Origin of the sequence: Pseudomonas paraeruginosa PA7, from assembly GCF_000017205.1 — a bacterium.
Taxonomy (GTDB): Bacteria; Pseudomonadota; Gammaproteobacteria; order Pseudomonadales; family Pseudomonadaceae; genus Pseudomonas; species Pseudomonas paraeruginosa.
On sequence record NC_009656.1, the window covers coordinates 2,195,547 to 2,219,035 of the forward strand.

At 64.7% G+C, this 23,489-nt stretch carries 20 protein-coding genes; 14 read left to right on the forward strand and 6 right to left on the reverse strand.

The window, feature by feature from the left end:
- Positions 1–61 precede the first annotated feature (61 nt).
- Positions 62–748 (forward strand): DUF6901 family protein, encoded by a 687-nt coding sequence (locus PSPA7_RS10240; protein ID WP_012075142.1) that lies wholly within the window; start codon positions 62–64, stop codon positions 746–748.
- Between the two features lie 28 nt (positions 749–776).
- Here PSPA7_RS10240 and PSPA7_RS10245 read toward each other — a convergent pair whose 3' ends face one another.
- Complete coding sequence (locus PSPA7_RS10245; protein ID WP_003153151.1) at positions 777–1,214, reverse strand: universal stress protein; 438 nt, start codon at positions 1,212–1,214, stop codon at positions 777–779.
- A gap of 206 nt (positions 1,215–1,420) precedes the next feature.
- Here PSPA7_RS10245 and PSPA7_RS10250 point away from each other — a divergent pair, with 206 nt between their 5' ends.
- The gene (locus tag PSPA7_RS10250; protein WP_012075143.1) at positions 1,421–1,855 is read left to right on the forward strand and encodes a hypothetical protein; all 435 of its coding nucleotides are present in this window, start codon (positions 1,421–1,423) and stop codon (positions 1,853–1,855) included.
- Between the two features lie 16 nt (positions 1,856–1,871).
- Here PSPA7_RS10250 and PSPA7_RS10255 read toward each other — a convergent pair whose 3' ends face one another.
- Positions 1,872–2,690, reverse strand: a complete 819-nt coding sequence (locus PSPA7_RS10255) for a F0F1-type ATP synthase subunit beta (RefSeq protein ID WP_033977653.1) — start codon at positions 2,688–2,690, stop codon at positions 1,872–1,874.
- 428 nt (positions 2,691–3,118) lie between these two features.
- On the opposite strand from PSPA7_RS10255, the gene fadB reads away from it, so the two are divergent.
- The 6 genes from fadB (at position 3,119) to PSPA7_RS10285 (ending at position 10,689) form a co-directional block, all read left to right on the forward strand.
- Positions 3,119–5,266: a fatty acid oxidation complex subunit alpha FadB gene (gene fadB / locus PSPA7_RS10260; RefSeq protein WP_012075144.1), complete on the forward strand. Its 2,148-nt coding sequence runs from the start codon at positions 3,119–3,121 to the stop codon at positions 5,264–5,266.
- Positions 5,267–5,296: 30 nt separating this feature from the next.
- On the forward strand, positions 5,297–6,472 hold the full coding sequence (gene fadA, locus PSPA7_RS10265) for an acetyl-CoA C-acyltransferase FadA (protein ID WP_003138585.1): 1,176 nt from the start codon (positions 5,297–5,299) through the stop codon (positions 6,470–6,472).
- A 192-nt stretch (positions 6,473–6,664) separates the two neighbouring features.
- The gene (locus tag PSPA7_RS10270) at positions 6,665–6,928 is read left to right on the forward strand and encodes a DUF1653 domain-containing protein (protein ID WP_003109484.1); all 264 of its coding nucleotides are present in this window, start codon (positions 6,665–6,667) and stop codon (positions 6,926–6,928) included.
- A 90-nt stretch (positions 6,929–7,018) separates the two neighbouring features.
- A complete protein-coding gene (gene topA, locus PSPA7_RS10275; RefSeq protein ID WP_012075146.1) occupies positions 7,019–9,625 on the forward strand; it encodes a type I DNA topoisomerase in 2,607 nt (868 codons plus the stop codon).
- A 106-nt stretch (positions 9,626–9,731) separates the two neighbouring features.
- Entirely contained in the window at positions 9,732–10,250 is a 519-nt protein-coding gene (locus tag PSPA7_RS10280) for a DUF6586 family protein (RefSeq protein ID WP_003153143.1), read from the forward strand.
- A 205-nt stretch (positions 10,251–10,455) separates the two neighbouring features.
- A complete protein-coding gene (locus tag PSPA7_RS10285) occupies positions 10,456–10,689 on the forward strand; it encodes a hypothetical protein (RefSeq protein WP_003153141.1) in 234 nt (77 codons plus the stop codon).
- 23 nt (positions 10,690–10,712) lie between these two features.
- Here PSPA7_RS10285 and sulA read toward each other — a convergent pair whose 3' ends face one another.
- Both sulA and lexA read right to left on the reverse strand, forming a co-directional pair.
- Positions 10,713–11,210, reverse strand: coding sequence for an SOS-induced cell division inhibitor SulA (gene sulA, locus PSPA7_RS10290; RefSeq protein ID WP_012075148.1), 498 nt, complete (start codon positions 11,208–11,210; stop codon positions 10,713–10,715).
- A gap of 11 nt (positions 11,211–11,221) precedes the next feature.
- On the reverse strand, positions 11,222–11,836 hold the full coding sequence (gene lexA / locus PSPA7_RS10295; RefSeq protein WP_003153140.1) for a transcriptional repressor LexA: 615 nt from the start codon (positions 11,834–11,836) through the stop codon (positions 11,222–11,224).
- A gap of 231 nt (positions 11,837–12,067) precedes the next feature.
- Here lexA and psrA point away from each other — a divergent pair, with 231 nt between their 5' ends.
- The 3 genes from psrA to PSPA7_RS10310 all read left to right on the forward strand — a co-directional run bounded on the left by psrA (position 12,068) and on the right by PSPA7_RS10310 (position 14,707).
- Positions 12,068–12,769 (forward strand): transcriptional regulator PsrA, encoded by a 702-nt coding sequence (psrA, locus tag PSPA7_RS10300; RefSeq protein ID WP_012075149.1) that lies wholly within the window; start codon positions 12,068–12,070, stop codon positions 12,767–12,769.
- A 191-nt stretch (positions 12,770–12,960) separates the two neighbouring features.
- Complete coding sequence (nagZ, locus tag PSPA7_RS10305) at positions 12,961–13,959, forward strand: beta-N-acetylhexosaminidase (RefSeq protein WP_033977642.1); 999 nt, start codon at positions 12,961–12,963, stop codon at positions 13,957–13,959.
- Positions 13,960–13,969: 10 nt separating this feature from the next.
- Positions 13,970–14,707, forward strand: coding sequence for an S-methyl-5'-thioinosine phosphorylase (locus PSPA7_RS10310; RefSeq protein ID WP_012075151.1), 738 nt, complete (start codon positions 13,970–13,972; stop codon positions 14,705–14,707).
- Positions 14,708–14,751: 44 nt separating this feature from the next.
- On the opposite strand, the gene PSPA7_RS10315 is transcribed toward PSPA7_RS10310, so the two are convergent.
- Both PSPA7_RS10315 and mfd read right to left on the reverse strand, forming a co-directional pair.
- Positions 14,752–15,381 (reverse strand): CsiV family protein, encoded by a 630-nt coding sequence (locus tag PSPA7_RS10315; protein ID WP_012075152.1) that lies wholly within the window; start codon positions 15,379–15,381, stop codon positions 14,752–14,754.
- 10 nt (positions 15,382–15,391) lie between these two features.
- Positions 15,392–18,838: a transcription-repair coupling factor gene (mfd, locus tag PSPA7_RS10320; protein ID WP_003153136.1), complete on the reverse strand. Its 3,447-nt coding sequence runs from the start codon at positions 18,836–18,838 to the stop codon at positions 15,392–15,394.
- 139 nt (positions 18,839–18,977) lie between these two features.
- On the opposite strand from mfd, the gene PSPA7_RS10325 reads away from it, so the two are divergent.
- From PSPA7_RS10325 to PSPA7_RS10335, 3 genes are all read left to right on the forward strand, one after another.
- Positions 18,978–20,444: a glyceraldehyde-3-phosphate dehydrogenase gene (locus tag PSPA7_RS10325; RefSeq protein ID WP_041025312.1), complete on the forward strand. Its 1,467-nt coding sequence runs from the start codon at positions 18,978–18,980 to the stop codon at positions 20,442–20,444.
- A 101-nt stretch (positions 20,445–20,545) separates the two neighbouring features.
- Entirely contained in the window at positions 20,546–21,955 is a 1,410-nt protein-coding gene (locus tag PSPA7_RS10330) for an amino acid permease (protein WP_012075154.1), read from the forward strand.
- 195 nt (positions 21,956–22,150) lie between these two features.
- Complete coding sequence (locus PSPA7_RS10335; protein ID WP_012075155.1) at positions 22,151–23,488, forward strand: Na(+)-translocating NADH-quinone reductase subunit A; 1,338 nt, start codon at positions 22,151–22,153, stop codon at positions 23,486–23,488.
- Position 23,489: the final 1 nt, after the last annotated feature.

Sequence of the window (23,489 nt, forward strand, 5' to 3'; positions counted from 1 at the left end):
TCGCCGGCCCCCTGGCTGGCGTCATTGACGGGCCGGCCGTTTCCCGAGAAAGGATCAGCCCATGGCAATCGAGTACCGCATCACGCTGGATGACCAGCACCAGCTCAACTATCGCATCGAGCTGGAGCGGCACTACGATCCGCAGGCGGCGGCCGCGGCGCCACGCTGGACGCGCCTGGAGCACAATCGCTGCAGCAATTGCCCGCTCGACCGCGAACGCTACAGTCATTGTCCGGCGGCGGTCGACCTGCATGGGGTGATCGAGGATTTCCGCAACCTGCCGGCATTCCGCAAGGCCGGCATCTGCGTGCGCACGCCGGAGCGCGAGTACATCAAGCAGGCGGGCCTGGAGGAAGGATTGCGAGCGCTGATCGGCTTGATCATGGCCAGCAGCGCCTGTCCGCTGCTGGCGCCGCTGAGACCGATGGCCATGCAGCACCTGCCGTTCGCCAGCAACCAGGAGTTCGTGCTGCGGGTGGTGCCGCTGTACCTGATGCGCCAGTACTTCAATTTCCGCGAGGGGCGGCATGCCGATTGGGAGCTGAAAGGGTTGGTGCGGCTGTTCCAGCAGTTGCAACTGGTCAACCAGGCGTTCTGGCAGCGGATCCACGACACCTGTGTCAGCGATTCCAACCTGAAGGCATTCCTGGCCTTCTTCTCGCTGTCGTCGAGCATCAGCTATACGCTGGAAACCCAGTTGCAGAAGATCCGCCCGCTGGTGATGAGTGCCGAGGAAACGCTCGGCTGAGGCGCTGGCCCCGGCCGAGCATGGATGGTCAGGCCTTCTTCAGGTGCACCGCGAGGACGTCGCAAGGAGCGCCGTGCAGCACGTCGTTGGCGGTGGAACCGAGTAGCAGCGCCAGGCCGTGGCGACCGTGGCTGCCGACCACGATCAGGTCGCAGGCCTGCTCCGCGGCGAGGCGGTGGATTTCCTGGCGTGGCTGGCCGTAGACCAGATGGCGCTGTTCGCTGCCGAGATCCGGATAACGCACGGCGAAGGCATCCAGGCGTTCACGGGCCTGGTCGAATTGCTGTTGCTGCAGCATCGACAGGTCCATCGGTACGTCCCCGCCGAAGGCCATGGCCATGGGCTCGACCACATGCACCACCGAAAGCCGGGCCTGGGTGCTGGTGGCCAGGGCCGCCGCGCGCTTCATCACCGGATCGCATTCGTCGGTCAGGTCGACGGCGACCAGAATGTGTTGATAGGGCATGAACGTCTCCTCCGCAAGGGGGTAGTATTTTCATTATGGACCTTCGCGCAGCGCGCGGGACCGGTTCCGTTGCGCCGGGCAAAAAGCTTCTCCGCCGTGGCCGCATTCACCTGTAGACTGCGCCTCCCTTGGCGATTGCGACCGATCCTGCCTGTCCGCGCGGATCGAGGCAAATGCCTTAACCATTTTTCGAGCGTGCGTTCCCTATGACCACTTGGCTGGTGATCCTGCTGCTGGCTGTCATGCTCAGCCCCCTGGCCTGGCTGATGCCGTCCAACAGGCAGCGTGGCAAGATGGCCCTGCGCCTGGAAGCGCGCCGCCTCGGCCTTGCCATGCAGTTGGCGCGCCAGGAGTGGCCGCACTGGCTGGAAAGCGTGCCACCGGCCTCCTGCGCGCAGTTCCACTGCCCGCGTCGGCGTAGCCGCGACGCCTGGTGCTATTGGCAGAACGCTCCGGGCCAGTGGCTGAACCAGTGGCGTGAGCCGTGTGCGGAGGGCGAGTTTCTGGACGCCCTGCGCAGCCTCCCCGAGGATGCCTACAAAGTGGAGGCCACCGCCCAGTTCCTTGCCCTGTATTGGGGCGAACGCGGCGATAGCGCCGACCTCGGGCGCATCGCCGAATTTCTCCGCCAGCGCGCCTGAAGCGGCGCGCCGAGGTTCATTGGCTGCGTGCGGCATACAGCGCGGCGACCTTCTCCAGGCCATCGATGATCCGATCTGCATTCTTGTTGACCAGGAAGGGCACGCTGTTCTGGTTGTAGTTGCGCAGGGATTTCTCGATGTAATGCCACTTGATCGCCACGCCGCGCAGCGCCCTGGATATCTCCTCGTCGTTCTGCGGCGCCTGCTGCAGCTTCAGCAGGTTGACCGAAAAGCGGCTGGCCAGGTCGTCCAGCGGGCGTTGCTCGCCGCCGCCAAAGAAGCTGGCGCCCACCGAGGCGTTGCGCGAGGCGTAGTCCAGGGCGATGTCCTGCATCAGCAGGCTCTGCTCGCGGCTCTGCTCGGTGAGCGTCGGCACCGTGGCGGCGTTTTCCCGTTGCAGGCTGCGATACAACTGGCCGCCTAGGTCCATCAGTTGCTGGTTGCGCCGTGCCAGGTCGGCGACCGGCTGCAGGTCGCTGTAGCCCTTGTTGCGCACCGCGCCGGTCAGTTTTTCGAGGTCTTGCGCATAGTCCCGCCATTGCTCGCGAAGCTGGCCCAGCAGGCGCCGGGATTCGCTGCCGTTGACGCCGTCGAGTCGCTGCAGGCGGGCTTCCGCCGTATGCGCCGAGTTTTCGATCAGGCTGGCGTAGCGCTGGTCGCCTTCCTGGCCGACGTACATGAAGAAGGCGTTGAGGGATTTCTGCGTGGCGAGCCGCATCTGGTGCACGGCGAGCAGGTCGTCGGCGGTCCCGGCCGCGAAGACGGGGAGGGCGAGCAGGCCGAGCAGGGCCAGACAAAAAGTGAACGGACGGCAGGTCATGGGTTCCATCTCCATGTGGCCCTTGGAGGCCTTCTTGTTGTTCTTTTGTAACGGCTCGTGGCCGATCATGCATGGCGATCTGCGGCGACTCTAGCCTGCCTTTCCGCACCGGGACAAGCGTCCGCGGCGCTGATCATCGAACATCTGAATGGTCCCACAGAGGCCGGCTGAATGGCCCTGCGCAGAGGGCCTGGAGGAGGGCAGGTGTTTTCCGGATGGCTGATTGACAATTCCCGGCTTTTGCCGGAATGTGTGCGCACCCAAGTCAAACGGGCGTATGAATCGAGCGTTTGCCTCGCGCAGGCCTCGACAATAGAGACCCGGTTATCGCGTCGGCGGGTGTGCCGAAGGGTTTGGGACTATGCTCGGCGGTTGCCGAAAGGGTCCCGACACGGCGTCCGATGTGTAAGTTCAAGCTTCCATAATAGCGTGGAGATCAGTTGATGATTTACCAAGGTAAAGCCATCACGGTTAAGCCTCTTGAGGGCGGCATCGTCGAGTTGAATTTCGATCTCAAGGGCGAGTCCGTCAACAAGTTCAACCGTCTCACCCTCAGTGAGTTGCGTGCGGCAGTCGATGCGATCAAGGCCGATGCAGCGGTCAAGGGCGTGATCGTGACCAGCGGCAAGGACGTGTTCATCGTTGGTGCCGACATCACCGAGTTCGTTGACAACTTCCAGCTGCCCGACGAGGAACTGATGGCGGGCAACCTCGAAGCCAACAAGATCTTCAGCGACTTCGAAGACCTGGACGTACCCACCGTTGCCGCGATCAACGGCATCGCCCTCGGCGGCGGCCTGGAGATGTGCCTGGCCGCGGACTTCCGCGTGATGAGCGCGACCGCCAAGGTCGGCCTGCCGGAAGTCAAGCTGGGCATCTACCCGGGCTTCGGCGGCACCGTCCGCCTGCCGCGCCTGATCGGCTGCGACAACGCCGTCGAGTGGATCGCCTCGGGCAAGGAAAACAAGGCCGAGGACGCCCTGAAGGTCGGCGCCGTCGACGCCGTGGTCGCTCCCGAGCAACTGCAGGCCGCTGCCCTCGACCTGGCCAAGCGCGCCGTCGCCGGCGAGCTGGACCACAAGGCCCGGCGCCAGCCGAAGCTGGAAAAGCTGAAGCTGAACGCAATCGAACAGATGATGGCCTTCGAAACCGCCAAGGGCTTCGTTGCCGGCCAGGCCGGTCCGAACTACCCGGCGCCGGTGGAAGCCATCAAGAGCATCCAGAAGGCCGCCAACTTCGGCCGCGACAAGGCCCTGGAAGTCGAGGCCGCCGGCTTCGTCAAGCTGGCCAAGACCTCGGTCGCGCAGAGCCTGATCGGCCTGTTCCTGAATGACCAGGAACTGAAGAAGAAGGCCAAGAAGTACGACGAAGTCGCCAAGGACGTGAAACTGGCCGCCGTGCTCGGCGCTGGCATCATGGGCGGCGGCATCGCCTACCAGTCGGCGCTCAAGGGCACCCCGATCCTGATGAAGGATATCCGCGAAGAGGGTATCCAGATGGGCCTGAACGAGGCCGCCAAGCTGCTCGGCAAGCGCGTCGAGAAGGGTCGCCTGACCCCGGCGAAGATGGCCGAGGCGCTCAACGGCATCCGTCCGACCATGTCCTATGGCGACTTCGGCAACGTCGACATCGTCGTCGAAGCCGTGGTCGAGAACCCCAAGGTCAAGCAAGCCGTGCTCGCCGAAGTGGAAGGCGCGGTGAAGGAGGACGCGATCATCGCCTCCAACACCTCGACCATCTCCATCAGCCTGCTGGCCCAGGCGCTGAAGCGTCCGGAAAACTTCTGCGGCATGCACTTCTTCAACCCGGTGCACATGATGCCGCTGGTGGAAGTGATCCGTGGCGAGAAGACCGGCGAAACCGCCATCGCCACCACCGTCGCCTACGCCAAGAAGATGGGCAAGAGCCCGATCGTGGTCAACGACTGCCCCGGCTTCCTGGTCAACCGCGTGCTGTTCCCGTACTTCGGCGGCTTCGCCAAGCTGCTGGGCTTCGGCGTCGACTTCGTGCGCATCGACAAGGTGATGGAGAAGTTCGGCTGGCCCATGGGCCCGGCCTACCTGTCCGACGTGGTCGGCATCGATACCGGCCACCATGGCCGCGACGTGATGGCCGAGGGCTTCCCGGACCGCATGGCGGTCGAGGGCAAGACCGCCGTCGACGTGATGTACGAGGCCAACCGCCTGGGCCAGAAGAACGGCAAGGGTTTCTACGCCTACGAGACCGACAAGCGCGGCAAGCCGAAGAAGGTCACCGATCCGCAGGCCTACGAAGTGCTCAAGCCGATCGTGGTCGAGCAGCGCGAAGTGACCGACGAGGACATCGTCAACTTCATGATGATCCCGCTGTGCCTGGAAACCGTGCGTTGCCTGGAGGACGGCATCGTCGAGACCGCTGCCGAGGCCGACATGGGCCTGATCTACGGCATCGGCTTCCCGCCCTTCCGTGGTGGTGCTCTGCGCTACATCGATTCGATCGGTGTCGCCGAGTTCGTGGCCCTGGCCGACAAGTACGCCGAGCTGGGCGCGCTGTACCACCCGACCGCGAAGCTGCGTGAAATGGCCAAGAACGGTCAGAAATTCTTCGGTTAATCGCGGAACGACTAGAGCGAGAGTGAATTTATGAGCCTGAATCCGAGAGACGTCGTCATTGTCGACTTCGGCCGCACCCCGATGGGTCGTTCCAAGGGTGGCATGCACCGCAACACCCGCGCCGAGACCATGTCGGCGCACCTGATCAGCAAGCTGCTGGAGCGCAACCCGAAGGTCGATCCGGCCGAAGTGGAAGACGTGATCTGGGGCTGCGTCAACCAGACCCTGGAGCAGGGCTGGAACATCGCGCGCATGGCGTCGCTGATGACCCAGATCCCGCACACCAGCGCCGCGCAGACCGTCAGCCGCCTGTGCGGTTCGTCGATGAGCGCGCTGCACACCGCCGCCCAGGCGATCCAGACCGGCAACGGCGATGTGTTCGTCATCGGCGGCGTGGAGCATATGGGCCACGTCGGCATGATGCATGGCGTCGACCCGAACCCGCACCTGTCCCTGTACGCCGCCAAGGCCTCGGGCATGATGGGCCTGACCGCGGAAATGCTCGGCAAGATGCACGGCATCAGCCGCGAGGCGCAGGACAAGTTCGGCGCGCGTTCGCACCAGCTGGCCTGGAAAGCCACCCAGGAAGGCAAGTTCAAAGACGAGATCATCCCGATGGAAGGGTATGACGAGAACGGCTTCCTGAAAGTCTTCGACTTCGACGAGACCATTCGTCCGGAAACCACCGTCGAGACCCTGGCCCAGCTGAAGCCGGCGTTCAACCCGAAGGGCGGCACCGTCACCGCGGGGACTTCCTCGCAGATCACCGACGGCGCCTCCTGCATGATCGTGATGTCGGCCCAGCGCGCCCAGGACCTGGGCATCCAGCCGATGGCAGTGATCCGCTCCATGGCCGTCGCGGGCGTCGACCCGGCGATCATGGGTTACGGTCCGGTGCCGTCGACCAACAAGGCGCTCAAGCGTGCCGGCCTGACCATCGCCGACATCGACTTCGTCGAACTCAACGAAGCCTTCGCCGCCCAGGCGCTGCCTGTGCTGAAGGACCTCAAGCTGCTCGACAAGATGGACGAGAAGGTCAACCTGCATGGCGGTGCGATCGCCCTGGGCCACCCCTTCGGTTGCTCCGGTGCGCGTATTTCCGGCACCCTGTTGAACGTGATGAAGCAGAACGGCGGTACCTTGGGTGTGTCCACCATGTGCGTGGGCCTGGGCCAGGGGATCACCACCGTCTTCGAGCGCGTCTAAGCGTTCGACGAAGGGAAAGCCGGGGCCTCGTGCCCCGGCTTTCGTTTTTCAGCGTCGGTCGATTCCGGCTGCATCGAGTAAATGACGCTCCGGGGCAGCGAGTTTGCCTATTGTGCAATCCGTGCCTATACCGGGCTGTTGTATGTCGGCATTGTGCCGATGTTTTTCGATTTTCGAGACAAGGTAAGGAACATGGACCTGCAGGCTGGGCTCTATCGTCACTACAAGGGGCAGAACTACCGGGTCCTGGGGGTTGCCCGCCATTCCGAGACGGAAGAGGCGCTGGTCATCTACCAGGCGTTGTACGGCGAATTCGGCCTCTGGGTACGTCCGCTGGAAATGTTCACCGAGGCGGTGGAGGTCGATGGCGAGTGGGTGCCGCGCTTCGTCCTGGTGAGTCCCGAGGCCGATCCCCTGGGCTTGCAGAAAGCCCCCGGCGGGGAAGACCGCGCTTGACCTTGGCTCGTTCGCCACTATATATAGCGGTGCCGCGCTAGTCGCTCCCTCCTTTATATTCATCTTTTCGACGCAGGAACCTTCCGATCCATGGGTAAATCGCTGGTCATCGTGGAATCCCCGGCCAAGGCCAAGACCATCAACAAGTACCTGGGCAGCCAGTACGTGGTGAAGTCGAGCATCGGCCACATCCGTGACCTGCCCACCAGTGGTTCGTCGAGTTCCAAGGAGCCGGCGGCCAAGGGCCGCAAGAGCGCTGCCGAGGCACCGGCGCTGTCACCGAAGGAAAAGGCCCGGCGCCAACTGGTCTCGCGCATGGGGGTCGACCCCGAGCATGGCTGGAAGGCCAAGTACGAGATCCTGCCCGGCAAGGAAAAGGTCATCGAGGAACTGCGCCGCCTGGCCAAGGACGCCGACACCGTCTATCTCGCGACCGACTTGGACCGCGAGGGGGAGGCCATCGCCTGGCACCTGCGGGAGGCCATCGGCGGCGACGAAAGCCGCTACAAGCGCGTGGTATTCAACGAAATCACCAAGAAGGCCATCCAGGAAGCCTTCTCCCAGCCCGGCGAACTCGATATCAACCGGGTGAACGCCCAGCAGGCGCGGCGTTTCCTCGATCGCGTGGTCGGCTACATGGTCTCGCCGCTGCTCTGGCAGAAGATCGCCCGCGGGCTGTCCGCCGGGCGCGTGCAGTCGGTGGCGGTAAAGCTGGTGGTCGAGCGCGAACGCGAGATCCGCGCCTTCGTCCCGGAAGAGTACTGGGAAGTGCATGCCGACCTCGGTACCGCCAAGGGCGCCAACGTGCGCTTCGAAGTCACCCGCGAGAAGGGCGAGGCCTTCAAGCCGCTCAATGAAGCCCAGGCCATGGCGGCCCTGGAAAAGCTGAAGGCGTCGGCCTATAGCGTCGCCAAGCGCGAGGACCGGCCGACCTCCAGCCGTCCCTCGGCACCGTTCATCACATCCACCTTGCAGCAGGCGGCGAGCAACCGCCTGGGCTTCGGGGTGAAGAAGACCATGATGATGGCCCAGCGTCTCTACGAGGCCGGCTACATCACCTACATGCGTACCGACTCGACCAACCTGTCGGCCGATGCCATTGGCATGGTCCGCGGTTTCATCGAGGACGAGTTCGGCCAGAAGTACCTGCCGGGCAAGGCCAACGTCTACTCGAGCAAGGAGGGCGCCCAGGAAGCGCACGAGGCGATCCGTCCTTCCGACGTCAACCTCAAGCCGACCCAGCTGTCCGGCATGGAGCGCGACGCCGAGCGCCTGTACGACCTGATCTGGCGCCAGTTCGTGGCGTGCCAGATGACCCCGGCCGAATACCTCTCGACCAGCGTGAGCGTCACCGCCGGCGATTTCGAGTTGCGCGCCAAGGGCCGCATCCTCAAGTTCGACGGCTACACCCGGGTACTGCCGCAGCAGAGCAAGCCGGGCGAGGACGACGTCCTGCCGGAAATGAAGGAAGGCGAGAACCTCAAGCTGATCAAGCTCGATCCGAGCCAGCACTTCACCAAGCCGCCGGCGCGCTACTCCGAAGCGAGCCTGGTCAAGGAACTGGAGAAGCGCGGTATCGGCCGCCCCTCGACCTACGCGGCGATCATCTCGACCATCCAGGAACGCGGCTACGTCACCACCCACAACCGCCGCTTCTATGCGGAGAAGATGGGCGACATCGTCACCGATCGGCTCAACGAGAGCTTCGCCAACCTGATGGACTACGGCTTCACCGCCGGAATGGAAGAACACCTCGACGACGTGGCCCAGGGCGAGCGTGACTGGAAGCACCTGCTCGACGAGTTCTACGGCGATTTCAAGAAGAAGCTCGAGGTTGCCGAAGTCAGCGAAAAGGGAATGCGCGCCAACCAGCCGACCCTGACCAGCATTCCCTGCCGCGAGTGCGGCCGGCCGATGATGATTCGTACCGCCTCCACCGGCGTGTTCCTCGGCTGCTCGGGCTACAGCCTGCCGCCGAAGGAACGTTGCAAGGCGACCGTCAACCTGATTCCCGGCGACGAGATCGCCGCGGACGATGAGGGCGAATCGGAGTCGCGTGTGCTGCGCGGCAAGCACCGCTGCCCGATCTGCAGCACCGCGATGGATGCCTACCTGCTGGATGAGAAGCACAAGCTGCATATCTGTGGCAACAACCCGGATTGCCCGGGTTACGAGATCGAAGAAGGCCAGTACCGGATCAAGGGCTACGAAGGTCCGAGCCTGGAGTGCGACAAGTGCGGAAGCGAGATGCAGTTGAAGACCGGCCGTTTCGGCAAGTTCTTCGGTTGCACCAACCCGACCTGCAAGAACACCCGCAAGCTGTTGAAGAACGGCGAGGCGGCACCGCCGAAGATGGACGCCATCCGCATGCCCGAGCTGAAGTGCGAGAAGGTGGATGACATCTACGTGCTGCGCGACGGTGCCTCGGGGATGTTCCTGGCCGCCAGCCAGTTCCCGAAGAATCGCGAGACCCGTGCTCCGCTGGTGAGCGAGATCATTCCGCACAAGGCCGAGCTGGATCCGAAGTACCACTACCTTTGCGATGCCCCGCAGAAAGACCCGGATGGCCGTCCCGCGGTGATCCGTTTCAGCCGCAAGACCAAGGAGCAGTACGTGCAGTCCGAGGTCGACGGCAAGCCCACCGGCTGGCGCGCGTTCTACGACGGCGGCAAGTGGAAGGTCGAAGACAAGCGCTGATGGATGGCGCGCCCCGTTGCCTGGGGCGCGCTTATACTGCGCGAGGGCCGGGTGCCTGACCTGGTCTGTGAGACGCTTTCCTTCTGTTGCCTCCGGGAGTATCGGCATGGCTCAAGAGCTCTATACCCGCACCAACCAGAAGCTGTACTTCGCCGGGTTGGCTCTGGACGCCTGGAAGCGGGCCGATGCCGAGCGGGCGATGAATGCCCAGGCGATCATCCAGGCGGAGCGCGAGTCGGCACTGTTCCACCTCTATGGCGCAGTGCTCGGTGTATGCCACGAGATCGCCGGTTACTACCGTCTGCCGCAGGCTGCCGCTCCTCGCGTGGATGCATTGCTGAATGCCGAAGTGCTGGCGGCCGCGCCCAGCCCCGAGCTGGCTGAGCTGGTGGAGTTGGCGTCGCAGCCGGAAACCTGGCTGGCGCAGTTGCTGGACGCCTACTCCGAGTTGTTCCTGCCGCCGCAGCCGAGCAAGGCGGTGAAGATCGACCCGACGACGCCGCTGATCGTCGCGGTCAACATCGATGAGGAGGCGCCGGCACTTTCCCGCGAGACCCTGGAGGAGTGGCGCCAATCGCTGAAGCAATTGCTCCTGCGTTTCCGCGAAAGCCTGACCGAACTGTAACGGCACCGTCATTCGCCGATCAGCGGTAGGGTCTTTTCCTCCTGTTCCAGTCGGTTGATTTGCCAGTAAAAAAATTTACCTGATGCCGTCGCGGAGCTCTGGAACCGTATTCACGGGCCGGTGATGGGGCGCGGGAAGCGGATGCGGACTAGGGATGCCGGGGATGGGCTGTTACAATGTCACGTCTTTGTAGAGAGCGTCTGTCATGCCAACATCCTTCCTTGAAATCGTAGAAATGCCCGACGGGCGCATAGTGCTGCGTCGCGCCGATGACGAGGAGGCGCTGGTGACCCTGGAATTCTCCGGGGATGCGAAGAATTTCCTGCAAGGCCAGCATGTCGAAGTGGCCAAGGCCATGTTCAACGTCGGCGTGCAAATGGCTGGCCGCCTTGCCGAAGGCGAGATCGAACACGACGAAGGTCCGCGAGTTCTGCACTGAACTGCCCCCTTTGCCCTTCCCCTTCAACCCAGGCGAATATTCAGGCTCTGGGCCTGACCCTGTTGGGCGGCGCGGGACAGTTGCCGGCGTGCTGCTCGGCCCAAGGGTTCCAGCCAACTGACCACCGTATGGCTGCGGCCCAGGCGCAAGGCCTCGCAACTGAGTGCCAGGGCGCTGGCATTGTCCTTGGCTTGTAGCAGCAGGATACGTTCGCGATTCAGCCCGGCGCGGCGCAGCCATTCGTGGGTAAGGCTTGCTGGCGGGGCGATCAGGGTCAGCCAGCGAGCATCGCGGGACTGCTCCTGCTCCTGCTCCTCGCTGAGTTCGCGCAGGATCGGCGCCAGCAGGGTCAGGCAATGGCCAGGCAGGCCGCTTAGCGACAGCTCACTGAAGGCGGCAGGCTCTTCGGCATTTGACGGACTATCGATTACGTCGTCGAGCAGGGGGGCGCCGTTGCTGGCCCAGAAGGCTTCCTGGAACAGTGGCAGCTGGGCGCTGGGCAGCGAGTGGGAGGTCTGCATGGTATCTCCTGTCAGCGCCGGATCACGCCGACGCTCAAGCCTTCGATGATCAGTTCCTGCTCCTTCAGATCGACTTCGATCGGAGCGAACTCGGGGTTTTCCGCCAGCAGCCAGACCTTGCTGCCTTCGCGCTTGAAGCGTTTCACCGTGACCTCCTCGCCGAGCCGCGCGACCACCACCTGGCCATTGCGCGCTTCGCGGGTGACGTGGACGGCCAGCAGGTCGCCGTCGAGGATGCCGATGTCCTTCATGCTCATGCCGCGCACGCGCAACAGGTAGTCGGCGCGAGGATTGAAGAAGGCGGGATTGATCCGGCAGGATTCCTCGATGTTCTGTTCGGCGAGAATCGGTGCGCCGGCGGCGACCCGGCCGATCACCGGCAGGCCTTCGTCGTCGTTCGCCGCGTGCGGTTCGAAGCCGGGGATGCGAATGCCACGGGAAGCGCCCGGGGTCATCTCGATGGCGCCCTTGCGCGCCAGCGCCTTGAGGTGCTCCTCGGCGGCGTTCGGCGACTTGAAGCCGAGTTCCTGGGCGATTTCCGCGCGGGTCGGCGGAAAGCCGTGGTCTTCCAGGCAGCGCTTGATGAAGGAGAGGATCTCGGATTGGCGGGGCGTCAGCTTCTGCATGTCGTCGCTCTGTGTTTTTATCCAGTGCCTGGGATTATATACAGTGAGCCTGCGCTGGCAATGTTTTTCCGCATGGCATTTCTTCGAGCGCGCGGAACAGGGTTGGCCGGCGTCTTGCTTCCGTTTTTCCGGACTTCTCTGTACTTTTCTGACCGGTGCGTCATCTGCCGCTTGACAAGGGATGTGGCTGAAACGTATGTTTCAAACAAGTGTTTGTCAGGCGGAGAAACCATGGCCCAGTCGGAAACCGTCGAACGCATTCTCGATGCGGCGGAACAGCTGTTCGCGGAAAAAGGCTTCGCCGAAACCTCGTTGCGCCTGATCACCAGCAAGGCCGGGGTCAACCTGGCGGCGGTGAACTATCACTTCGGCTCGAAGAAGGCGCTGATCCAGGCGGTATTCTCGCGCTTCCTCGGGCCGTTCTGTGCCAGCCTGGAAAAGGAACTGGATCGCCGCCAGGCCAAGCCCGAAGCCCTGCACGCCAGCCTGGAGGACCTCCTGCACCTGCTGGTGTCCCAGGCGATGGCGGTGAAGCCGCGCAGCGGCAATGACCTGTCGATCTTCATGCGCTTGCTCGGCCTGGCCTTCAGCCAGAGCCAGGGGCACCTGCGCAAGTACCTGGAAGAGGTGTACGGCAAGGTCTTCCGCCGCTACATGCTGCTGGTCAACGAAGCGGCGCCGAAACTGCCGCCCATCGAACTGTTCTGGCGCGTGCATTTCATGCTCGGCGCGGCCGCCTTCAGCATGTCGGGTATCAAGGCCCTGCGGGCGATGGCGGAGAACGACTTCGGCGTGAATACCTCCACCGAGCAGGTGATGCACCTGATGGTGCCGTTCTTCGCGGCCGGCATGCGCGCCGAAAGCGGGATCGACGATCCGCTGCTGGCCGGCGCGCAGCTGCGCTCGCGCAGCAAGGCTCCCGCCAAGGTCTGAACCCGAACGGCGTCCCGACGGGCGCCGCTTCTTTCCTTCCCTTCGGGTGCGCGGAACTCCGGGCTCCCGCTCGGCTCCATTGTCCGGCGCCGCTGCCGGCACTTAAGTCTTTCACCCGGGTGCAGTACAGTGTGCGCTGTCTGAAGCCCGTCATGGCGGGCTTCGCTGTTTTCCCGGCCATAGGACTCCTCATGCAAGGCTCTCTGATGCTCGACGTCGGCGGCACCTGGCTGACCGCCGAGGACCGCCAAATCCTGCGCCACCCCGAGGTGGGCGGTTTGATCATCTTCGCTCGCAACATCGAGCATCCCGCCCAGGTTCGCGAGTTATGCGCGGCGATTCGCGCCATCCGCCCCGACCTGCTGCTGGCCGTCGACCAGGAAGGAGGGCGCGTGCAGCGCCTGCGCCAGGGCTTCGTGCGCCTTCCGGCGATGCGCGCGATCGCCGACAACCCGAACGCCGAAGAGCTGGCCGAGCATTGTGGCTGGCTGATGGCGACCGAAGTACAGGCGGTCGGCCTCGACCTGAGCTTCGCCCCGGTGCTCGACCTCGATCACCAGCGCAGCGCCGTGGTCGGCAGTCGCGCCTTCGAGGGCGACCCCGAGCGCGCCGCGCAGCTCGCCGGGGCGTTCATCCGCGGCATGCACGCCGCCGGCATGGCTGCCACCGGCAAGCATTTTCCCGGTCACGGCTGGGCGGAGGCCGATTCCCATGTGGCGATCCCGGAAGACGAGCGCAGTCTCGACGAGATCCGCCGCAGCGACCTGGTCCCGTTCGCCCGCCTGGCCGGCCGGCTCGACGCGCTGATGCCGGCCCATGTGATCTATCCGCGGGTCGATCCGCAGCCCGCCGGCTTTTCCCGGCGCTGGTTGCAGGAGATCCTGCGCGGCGAGCTGAAGTTCGACGGGGTGATCTTCAGTGATGACCTGTCGATGGCTGGTGCGCATGTGGTCGGCGACGCCGCCAGTCGCATCGAGGCCGCCCTGGCCGCGGGCTGCGACATGGGCCTGGTGTGCAACGATCGCGGTTCCGCCGAGCTGGCCCTGGGTGCCCTGCAGCGCCTGAAGGTCACGCCGTCGCCGCGCCTGTGGCGCATGCGCGGCAAGGGCCATGCGAATACCGATTACCGCCAGCAGCCGCGCTGGCTGGCCGCACTGACCGCGCTGCGCGCGGCGCAACTGATTGACTGAGGGGGTGTCGATGAGTGTCTACGCGATTATCGGAGGGACCGGCCTGACCCAGCTGGAAGGGCTGACCCTGAGCGAGTCCCTGCCGATCGAGACGCCCTACGGCGCGCCATCCGCACCGCTACAGCGCGGCCGCTACGCCGGGCGCGAGGTGCTGTTCCTGGCCCGGCACGGCCATCCGCATCGCTTCCCGCCGCACCAGGTGAACTACCGGGCCAACCTCTGGGCCCTGAAGCAGGCCGGTGCCGAGGCGGTGATCGCGGTGAACGCGGTCGGTGGGATCCATGCCGCCATGGGTACCGGTCACCTGTGCGTGCCGCACCAGTTGATCGATTATACCTCCGGGCGCGAGCACACCTACTTCGCCGGCGACATCGAGCAGGTCACCCATATCGATTTCAGCCATCCCTATGACGAGCCGTTGCGCCAGCGCCTGATCGAGGCGCTGCGTGCGTTGGGGCTGGAGCACAGCAGTCATGGGGTCTACGCCTGCACCCAGGGGCCGCGCCTGGAGACGGTGGCGGAAATCGCCCGGCTCGAGCGCGACGGCAACGACATCGTCGGCATGACCGGCATGCCCGAGGCGGCATTGGCGCGCGAGCTGGACCTGCCCTACGCCTGCCTGGCGCTGGTGGTCAATCCCGCGGCGGGCAAGTCGGTAGGTAACATCACCATGGCCGAAATCGAACAGGCATTGCACGATGGTATCGGCAAGGTGCGCGAGGTGCTGGCGCGGGTGCTGGCCGGCTAGGCCGGCGTCGGGACGGAAAAAGGCCGCTGTTGCGGCCTTTTTCGTTATTGCGCAGGAGGCGCGGCGTCGAAACCGCCTTCGGCGGGCGACGCTTCCGCCGGTGCCTGCTGTTCTTCCATTTCCATGGGATTGGGCGCGGCGGGGCGGGCGCCGACCGGCACCACCTTGATCAGGATGCCCAGGCTCGGGTGGTCGAGGTAGGTCAGTTCGGCATTCTTCAGGCGCGTGCCCTGCCTGATGTGCTGGCTGCCGGCGAGGAAGCCGTCGTCGCCGAAGCGGTTGACCCAGAAGTCCGCCTCCATGTCGACGAAACGGACCTGGCTGAGGGTCAGGGTGCCTTCCACGGGGAAATGATGATCCTGCTCCTGGCCCTCGCTGAGGGCGATCTTCACCGGCGTCTCGCCGATGTCCTGGCGCCAGGCCTTGTGCAGCAGCACGGTGTAGCCGTTGTCCTGGCTGAGCTTGGCCAGTTGGCTGTCCAGTGCGGTCGCCCGCAGGGCGTCGCTGGCCAGCGGCTGCGCGCCGGTGGCCCAGTCGTCCGGCGCCGGCTGGCTGGAGGGGACGGCATCGCCGGCCTGGCGGAACACCACCAGTTCCACCTGGTAGGGTCCGCCGGCGAACGCCGCCGGGGCGGCCAGGGAAAGCAGCAGGGCAAGGCAACGGAACAAGCGCATGGGCTAATCCTTAGGTGGTTTGCGGTGCGAGGCGCTCGAACAGCGCCTCCAGGGTATTGAAGCGTTCTTCCGGTCGTTCCATGGGTACCTGGAAGCGGAACAGGGTGGCGCCTTCGAACTTGTAGCGGTTCGGCTGGCCCTGGATCAGCTTGATCAGGACCAGCGGATCGACCTGGGTATCGGCGGCGAATTCTATACGACCACCCTGTGGTCCGGCATCGACCTTGAGGATTCCAAGCTTTTCCGCCTGCAATTTCAGAAGCGTCAGACGCATCAGGTTCTTCGCCGGATCGGGCAGCAGGCCGAATCGATCGATCATTTCCACCTGCAGTTCGCGCAGGCCGTCCTCGTCGGCGGCGTTTGCGATGCGCTTGTAGAGGATCAGCCGGGCGTGCACGTCGGGCAGGTAGTCCTCGGGGATCAGCGCCGGTACCCGCAGGTTGACCTCCGGGCCGCCGCCCAGCGGCTGCTCGAGGTTCGGCTGCTCGCCCTTGCGGATGGCCTTCACCGCGCGCTCGAGCATTTCCATGTAGAGGGTGAAACCGACCGCCTGGATCTGCCCGCTCTGCCCGTCGCCGAGCAGTTCGCCGGCGCCGCGGATCTCCAGGTCATGGGTGGCGAGGACGAAGCCGGCGCCCAGGTCCTGGGCGTTGGCGATGGCTTCCAGGCGTTTCTCGGCATCCGGGGTCATCTGCCGGCGCGGCGGCGTCAGCAGGTAGGCGTACGCCTGGTGGTGGCTGCGACCGACGCGGCCGCGCAACTGGTGCAACTGGGCCAGGCCGAACTTGTCGGCGCGCTCGATGAGGATGGTGTTGGCGCTGGGCACGTCGATGCCGGTCTCGATGATGGTCGAGGCCACCAGCACGTTGAAGCGCTTGTGGTAGAAGTCGCTCATCACCTGTTCCAGCTCGCGCTCGTGCATCTGTCCGTGGCCGATGCCGATGCGCGCTTCCGGGACCAGCTCGGCGAGGTCGCGGGCGCACTTCTCGATGGTCTTCACTTCGTTGTGCAGGTAGTACACCTGGCCGCCGCGCAGCAGCTCGCGGAGCAGGGCTTCCTTGATCACCGCGTTCTGCTGCTCCATGACGAAGGTACGCACCGACAGGCGGCGCGCCGGCGGGGTGGCGATGATCGACAGGTCGCGCATGCCGGAGACGGCCATGTTGAGGGTACGCGGGATCGGCGTGGCGGTGAGGGTGAGGATGTCCACCTCGCTGCGCAGCGCCTTGAGCTGTTCCTTCTGGCGCACTCCGAAACGGTGTTCCTCGTCGATGATGACCAGGCCCAGGTTGGCGAACCTGACGTCTTCCTGGAGCAGCTTGTGGGTACCGATGAGGATGTCGATCTTGCCTTCGGCCAACTGTCGCGCGGCGCTCTCGACTTCCTTGGCGCTCTTGAAGCGGCTCATCACCTCGACGTTGACCGGCCAGTCGGCGAAGCGGTCGCGGAAGCTGTTGTAGTGCTGCTGGGCGAGCAGGGTGGTCGGCACCAGCACCGCCACCTGCTTGCCGCTGTGCACGGCGACGAACGCCGCGCGCATGGCCACCTCGGTCTTGCCGAAGCCGACGTCGCCGCAGACCAGGCGGTCCATCGGCCTGGGCGCCAGCATGTCGGCCACCACCGCCTCGATGGCGCTCTGCTGGTCCGGGGTTTCCTCGAAGGGGAAGCCGGCGGAGAAGGTCGCGTAGTCGGCCTGCGGGTCCTTGAAGGCGAAGCCTTCGCGGGCCGCGCGGCGGGCGTAGATGTCGAGCAGCTCGGCAGCGACGTCGCGGACCTGCTCGGCGGCCTTGCGCTTGGCCTTCTGCCAGGTTTCCGAGCCGAGCCGGTGCAGCGGCGCGAGGGCGTCGTCGGCGCCGGTGTAGCGGGCGATCAGGTGCAGGTTGGCGACCGGCACGTAGAGCTTGGCGTCCTCGGCGTATTGCAGCATGAGGAATTCCGCCTGCTGGTTGTCCACCTCGAGGGTGATCAGGCCCAGGTAGCGGCCGACGCCATGGTCGATGTGCACCACTGGTGCGCCTTCGCGCAGCTCGGTGAGGTTCTTGATCACCGCGTCGCCGCCGTCGCGGGTCTTTTCCCGGCGCCGGCGCTGCATGACGCGCTGGCCGAACAGCGGGCTTTCGGCGACCAGGGCGAGTGCCGGGTGGTCCAGCAGCAGACCCTCGTCCAGCGGCGCGATGCTGATCGCCAGGCGTGCCTGGCTGGCGAGGAAGGCCGGCCAACCGTCGACTTCCTCGGGACGCAGCTTCAGCCGGGCCAGCAGCTCCAGCAGCACCTCCCGGCGTCCGGCCGTTTCGGCGCAGAACAGTACGCGGCCGGGGAATTCCTCGATGAACCGGCGCAGCGCGGCCAGCGGTTCGGCGGCCTTGGCTTCGATCGCCAGGTTCGGCAGCGGCAGGGCCGGGAAGCGCTCGCGGCCGACGCCCGGCTCGACGTCCTCCTGGCTGGCGACCACCCGTGGCCAGTTCTTCAGTCGGGCGAAGCAGTCTTCCACCGGCAGGAATACTTCTGCCGGCGGCAGCAGCGGGCGTTCCGGATCGACCCGGCGGTCCTCGTAGCGGCTGCGCACGTCGCCCCAGAACTGCTCGGCGGCCTGCTCGATACCGGGCAGGGAGAACACCTGGGTGTCCTGCGGCAGGTAGTCGAAGAGGGTGGCGGTTTCCTCGAAGAACAGCGGCAGGTAGTACTCGATTCCCGAGGGTGTCAAACCGCTGGCGAGATCCTGGTAGATCGGGCAGCGCCGGTAGTCGACGTCGAAGCGCTCGCGGAAGCGGCCGCGGAAGCCGGTGACCGCTTCCTTGTTGAGAGGGAACTCGCGCGCCGGCAGCAGGCGGATCGACTCGACCTTGTCGATGGAGCGCTGGGTCTCCGGGTCGAAGGTGCGCAGGGTCTCGATCTCGTCATCGAACAGATCGATACGGAAGGGCAGCTCGCTGCCCATCGGGAACAGGTCGATCAGCGCGCCGCGAACGGCGAACTCGCCGTGTTCGTAGACGGTATCGACACAGCGGTAGCCGGCGCCTTCCAGGCGCAGGCGCATCCGCTCGACGTCGAGTTTCTGGCCGATATCCAGGACCAGGCTGCTGCCGAGCAGGAAGCGCGTGGGCGCCAGGCGGTGCAGGGCCGTGGAGATCGGCACCACCAGCACGCCGTGCCTGAGCTGTGGCAACTGGTAGAGAGCGGCGATACGCTGGGAAATGATGTCCTGGTGCGGCGAAAAGACGTCGTAGGGCAGGGTTTCCCAATCGGGGAAATGCAGTACCGGCAGGTCGGGGGCGAAGAACCGTAGTTCCTGTTCCAGGCGTTCGGCATTCTGGCTGTCGGCGGTCAGCAGCAGGGTGAAGCGCTTGGCGGAACTGGCGGCCTCGGCGACAGCCAGGCTCAGCGCGGCACCGGGGAGGTTGCCCCAGTGTTGCTTGCCGGCGCTGGCCGGCAGGCTTGGAAGACGCAGTACGGACACGGGCAAGCTGGGCTCCGGTCGGGAATTTGACCCGCCGGATTGTAACTTTCCCGACTGCTGGATGTCAGTCTTCCGACTGCTGCAGATTGCCGAGCCTGGCCCGCGCGGTCATAATGTAGCCCCTTTTTTCATCCCCTACATGTGGAAGGTATTGCCCGTGACTCAGAAGCCCGACCAGTGTCTCGGTGAATGGATCGATCGTGAAGCCATCGCGGAAGCCATGATCCCGCTGATTGGCCAGCTCTACCGCAACAACAATGTGGTGACTTCGATCCATGGCCGTGGTCTGATCAACCGCTCGGTGATCGCGATCATGAAGGCGCATCGTTTCGCCCGTCATCGCATGGCCGACGACGCCGAGCTGTCGGTTCACGAGACGTTCCCGATCCTCAAGGCGATGAGCGAGCTCAAGCTGGGCGCCGCTTCCGTCGACCTGGGCAAGATGGTCGCCAAGTTCAAGGCAGAAGGTAACGGCCGCAGCATCGAGGACTTCGTCAAGGCCGAACTGGCCGAGGTGGTCGGCAAGCAGAACGGCGACGCCCGCGAAGGCACCGACGTCGTGCTCTACGGCTTCGGCCGGATCGGCCGCCTGCTGGCGCGCATCCTGATCGAGAAGACCGGCGGTGGCGACGGCCTGCGCCTGCGCGCGATCGTCGTCCGCAAGGGCGCCGAGAACGACCTGGTCAAGCGTGCCAGCCTGCTGCGTCGCGACTCCGTGCACGGGCCGTTCGATGGCACCATCACCATCGACGAAGAAAACAACACGCTGACCGCCAACGGCAACCTGATCCAGGTAATCTATTCCAACGACCCGGCGTCGATCGACTATACCCAGTACGGCATCAAGAACGCCCTGCTGGTCGACAACACCGGCAAGTGGCGCGACGCCGAAGGCCTCGGCCAGCACCTGAAGTGCCCGGGTATCGATCGCGTGGTCCTCACCGCCCCGGGCAAGGGCGCGCTGAAGAACATCGTGCATGGCATCAACCACGCCGACATCGGCGCCGACGACAAGATCATCTCGGCCGCGTCCTGCACCACCAACGCCATCGTGCCGGTGCTGAAGGCCGTCAACGACCAGTACGGCATCGTCAACGGCCACGTCGAGACCGTTCACTCGTACACCAACGACCAGAACCTGATCGACAACTTCCACAAGGGCAGTCGTCGTGGCCGCAGCGCGCCGCTGAACATGGTGATCACCGAGACCGGCGCCGCCACCGCCGCGGCCAAGGCCCTGCCGGTGCTGAAAGGCAAGCTGACCGGCAACGCGATCCGCGTGCCGACGCCGAACGTGTCCATGGCGATCCTCAACCTGAACCTGGAAAAGGCCACCAGCCGCGAGGAGATCAACGAGTACCTGCGCCAGATGGCCATGCACTCGGACCTGCAGAAGCAGATCGACTTCGTCAGTTCCCAGGAAGTGGTTTCCACCGACTTCGTCGGCTCGCGCCATGCCGGCGTGGTGGACGCCGAGGCGACCATCTGCAACGACAATCGTGTCGTCCTGTACGTCTGGTACGACAACGAGTTCGGCTACAGCTGCCAGGTGGTCCGCGTGATGGAAGACATGGCCGGGGTCAATCCGCCCGCCTTCCCGCGTTGATCCGCGAGGCATAGAGGAAAACGGGAGCTCTCGGGCTCCCGTTTTTCATTCCTGTCGATAACCAGAACAAGAAACTACTCACTTCGATTTAGGGCTTTTCAATGGATGGTCAACATCTGCACCAGGGCGAGCTGAAGCGTGGCCTGAAGAACCGCCACATCCAGCTGATCGCGCTGGGCGGGGCGATCGGTACCGGCCTGTTCCTCGGCTCGGCGGGGGTCATCAAGACGGCCGGTCCGTCGATGATCCTCGGCTACGCCATCGGCGGCTTCATCGCCTTCCTGATCATGCGCCAGCTCGGCGAGATGATCGTCGAGGAGCCGGTGGCCGGTTCCTTCAGCCACTTCGCGCACAAGTACTGGGGCGGCTTCGCCGGCTTCCTTTCCGGCTGGAACTACTGGGTGCTGTACATCCTGGTCGGCATGTCGGAGCTCACCGCGGTAGGCAAGTACATCCAGTACTGGTGGCCTGACGTGCCGACCTGGGCCACCGCGGCGGCGTTCTTCGTGCTGATCAATGCGATCAACCTGGCCAATGTAAAGGCTTTCGGCGAGACCGAGTTCTGGTTCGCGATCATCAAGGTGGTGGCGATCATCGGCATGATCCTGCTCGGCATCTACCTGCTGGTCGGTGGCGGCGGCGGTCCGCAGGCCTCGGTGAGCAACCTGTGGGATCGTGGCGGTTTCTTCCCCAACGGCCCCGGCGGCCTGGTGATGACCCTGGCGATCATCATGTTCTCCTTCGGTGGCCTGGAGCTGGTGGGCATCACCGCGGCCGAGGCCGCCGAGCCGAGGAAGGTGATCCCGAAGGCGATCAACCAGGTGATCTACCGGATCCTGATCTTCTATATCGGCGCCCTGGCGGTGCTGCTCTCCCTGTATCCCTGGGACCAGTTGGTGGAGACCATCAACGCCTCCGGCGACGACTACAGCGGCAGCCCGTTCGTGCAGATCTTCTCGCTGATCGGCAGCGGCACCGCGGCCAACATCCTCAATTTCGTGGTTCTCACCGCGGCGCTCTCGGTGTACAACAGCGGCGTCTACTGCAACAGCCGGATGCTCTACGGCCTGGCCGCCCAGGGCGATGCGCCGAAGGTGCTGATGTCGGTGGATCGTCGTGGCGTGCCGGTGCTGTCGATCCTGGTCTCGGCGCTGATCACCTTCCTCTGCGTGATCGTCAACTACGTCCTGCCGCACAAGGCGCTGGAGCTGCTGATGTCGCTGGTGGTGGCGGCGCTGGTGATCAACTGGGCGATGATCAGCCTGTCGCACCTGAAGTTCCGCGCGGCGATGAAGCGCCAGGGCGTGGACACCTTCTTCAAGGCACTGTGGTCGCCGTTCAGCAACTACCTGTGCCTGGTCTTCGTGCTGTTCATCCTCGGCATCATGCTGATGATCCCCGGCATCAATGTCTCGGTCTACGCCATCCCGGTCTGGTTGCTGCTGATGTGGGGCTGCTACCGGCTCAAGCTGTCCGTGGCGCAGAAGCGCGCGCCTGGCCAGCGCGCCTGATTTCTGTCGCTTTCTGTTACGCGTTTCAAGGTGCGATGAACGGCTTGGGTGGCCCGGCGCCGGGTGGCTCTTTATAATCCGGGGTTTCCTTGCGAGACCATTCATCAATCGTGCCAATTCAGTACGTTGTGTGCGATGGTGGTCACTTTATGACTTGGGTCTCGCCTCTTTTGCCCACGACACTAGGCATTACGCATGATCAAGATAAAACGTGGCCTGGACCTGCCCATCAGCGGCGCCCCCGAACAACGTATCGAGGCTGCCCGGCCGGTGCGCAGCGTGGCGTTGATCGGTTTCGACTACCACGGCATGAAGCCGACCATGGCGGTGCAGGTAGGTGACCGGGTCAAGCTGGGGCAGGTGCTGTTCACCGACAAGAAGAACCCCTCCGTCAGCTACACCGCGCCCGGCGCCGGGCTCGTCAGCGCCATCCATCGTGGCGAGAAACGCGTCCTGCAGTCGGTGGTCATCGACCTCGAGGGCGACGAGCAACTGGCGTTCGCCCGCTACCCTGCCGAGCAGCTCGCCACGCTGAATGCCGAGCAGGTCCGCGACAACCTCCTGCAATCGGGTCTGTGGACCGCCTTGCGGAGCCGTCCCTTCAGCAAGGTTCCCGACCCCGCGACGACGCCCAGTTCGATCTTCGTCACCGCCATCGATACCCAGCCGCTGGCCGCCGATCCGCAGGTGATCATCGCCGAGCAGGGCGAGGCCTTCCAGGCCGGCCTGACGGTGCTCGGACGCCTGGCCCGGGTGTTCCTGTGCAAGGCCGATGGCGTTGCGCTGCCCGGCGAGGGGCTGGCCGGAGTGACCGCGCAAGCCTTCGCCGGTCCGCATCCGGCGGGCCTGGCGGGTACCCATATCCATTTCCTCGATCCGGTCGGTGCCGGCAAGAGCGTGTGGCACCTGAACTACCAGGACGTGATCGCCATCGGCAAGCTGTTCACCACCGGACAGCTGTGGACCGAGCGGGTGATCGCCCTGGCCGGCCCGGTGGTGGAGAAGCCGCGCCTGGTGCGTACCCGCCTTGGCGCCAACCTCGACGAACTGGCGGCAGGCCAGTTGCAGCCGGGCAACAACCGGCTGGTTTCCGGTTCCGTACTGGGTGGACGCACCGCCCATGGCGCCTACGCCTACCTGGGGCGCTATCACCTGCAACTGTCCTGTCTGAAGGAAGGTGACCAGCGCGAGTTTCTCCACTACCTGCGCGCCGGGGTGGAAAAGCACTCGCTGCTCAACGTGTTCGTCTCCAGGCTGCTCGGCGGCAAGCGCTTCGCCTTCACCACCAGCACCAACGGCAGCCCACGGGCGATGGTGCCGGTAGGCAACTACGAGGCGGTGATGCCGCTGGATATCCTGCCGACCCAGCTGCTGCGCTACCTGATCGTCGGCGACACGGAAATGGCCCAGAAGCTCGGCGCCCTGGAACTCGACGAGGAGGACCTGGCGCTGTGCAGCTACGTCTGTGCCGGCAAGTACGAATACGGCCCGATTCTGCGGGACAACCTGGCACGCATCGAGCAGGAGGGCTGAG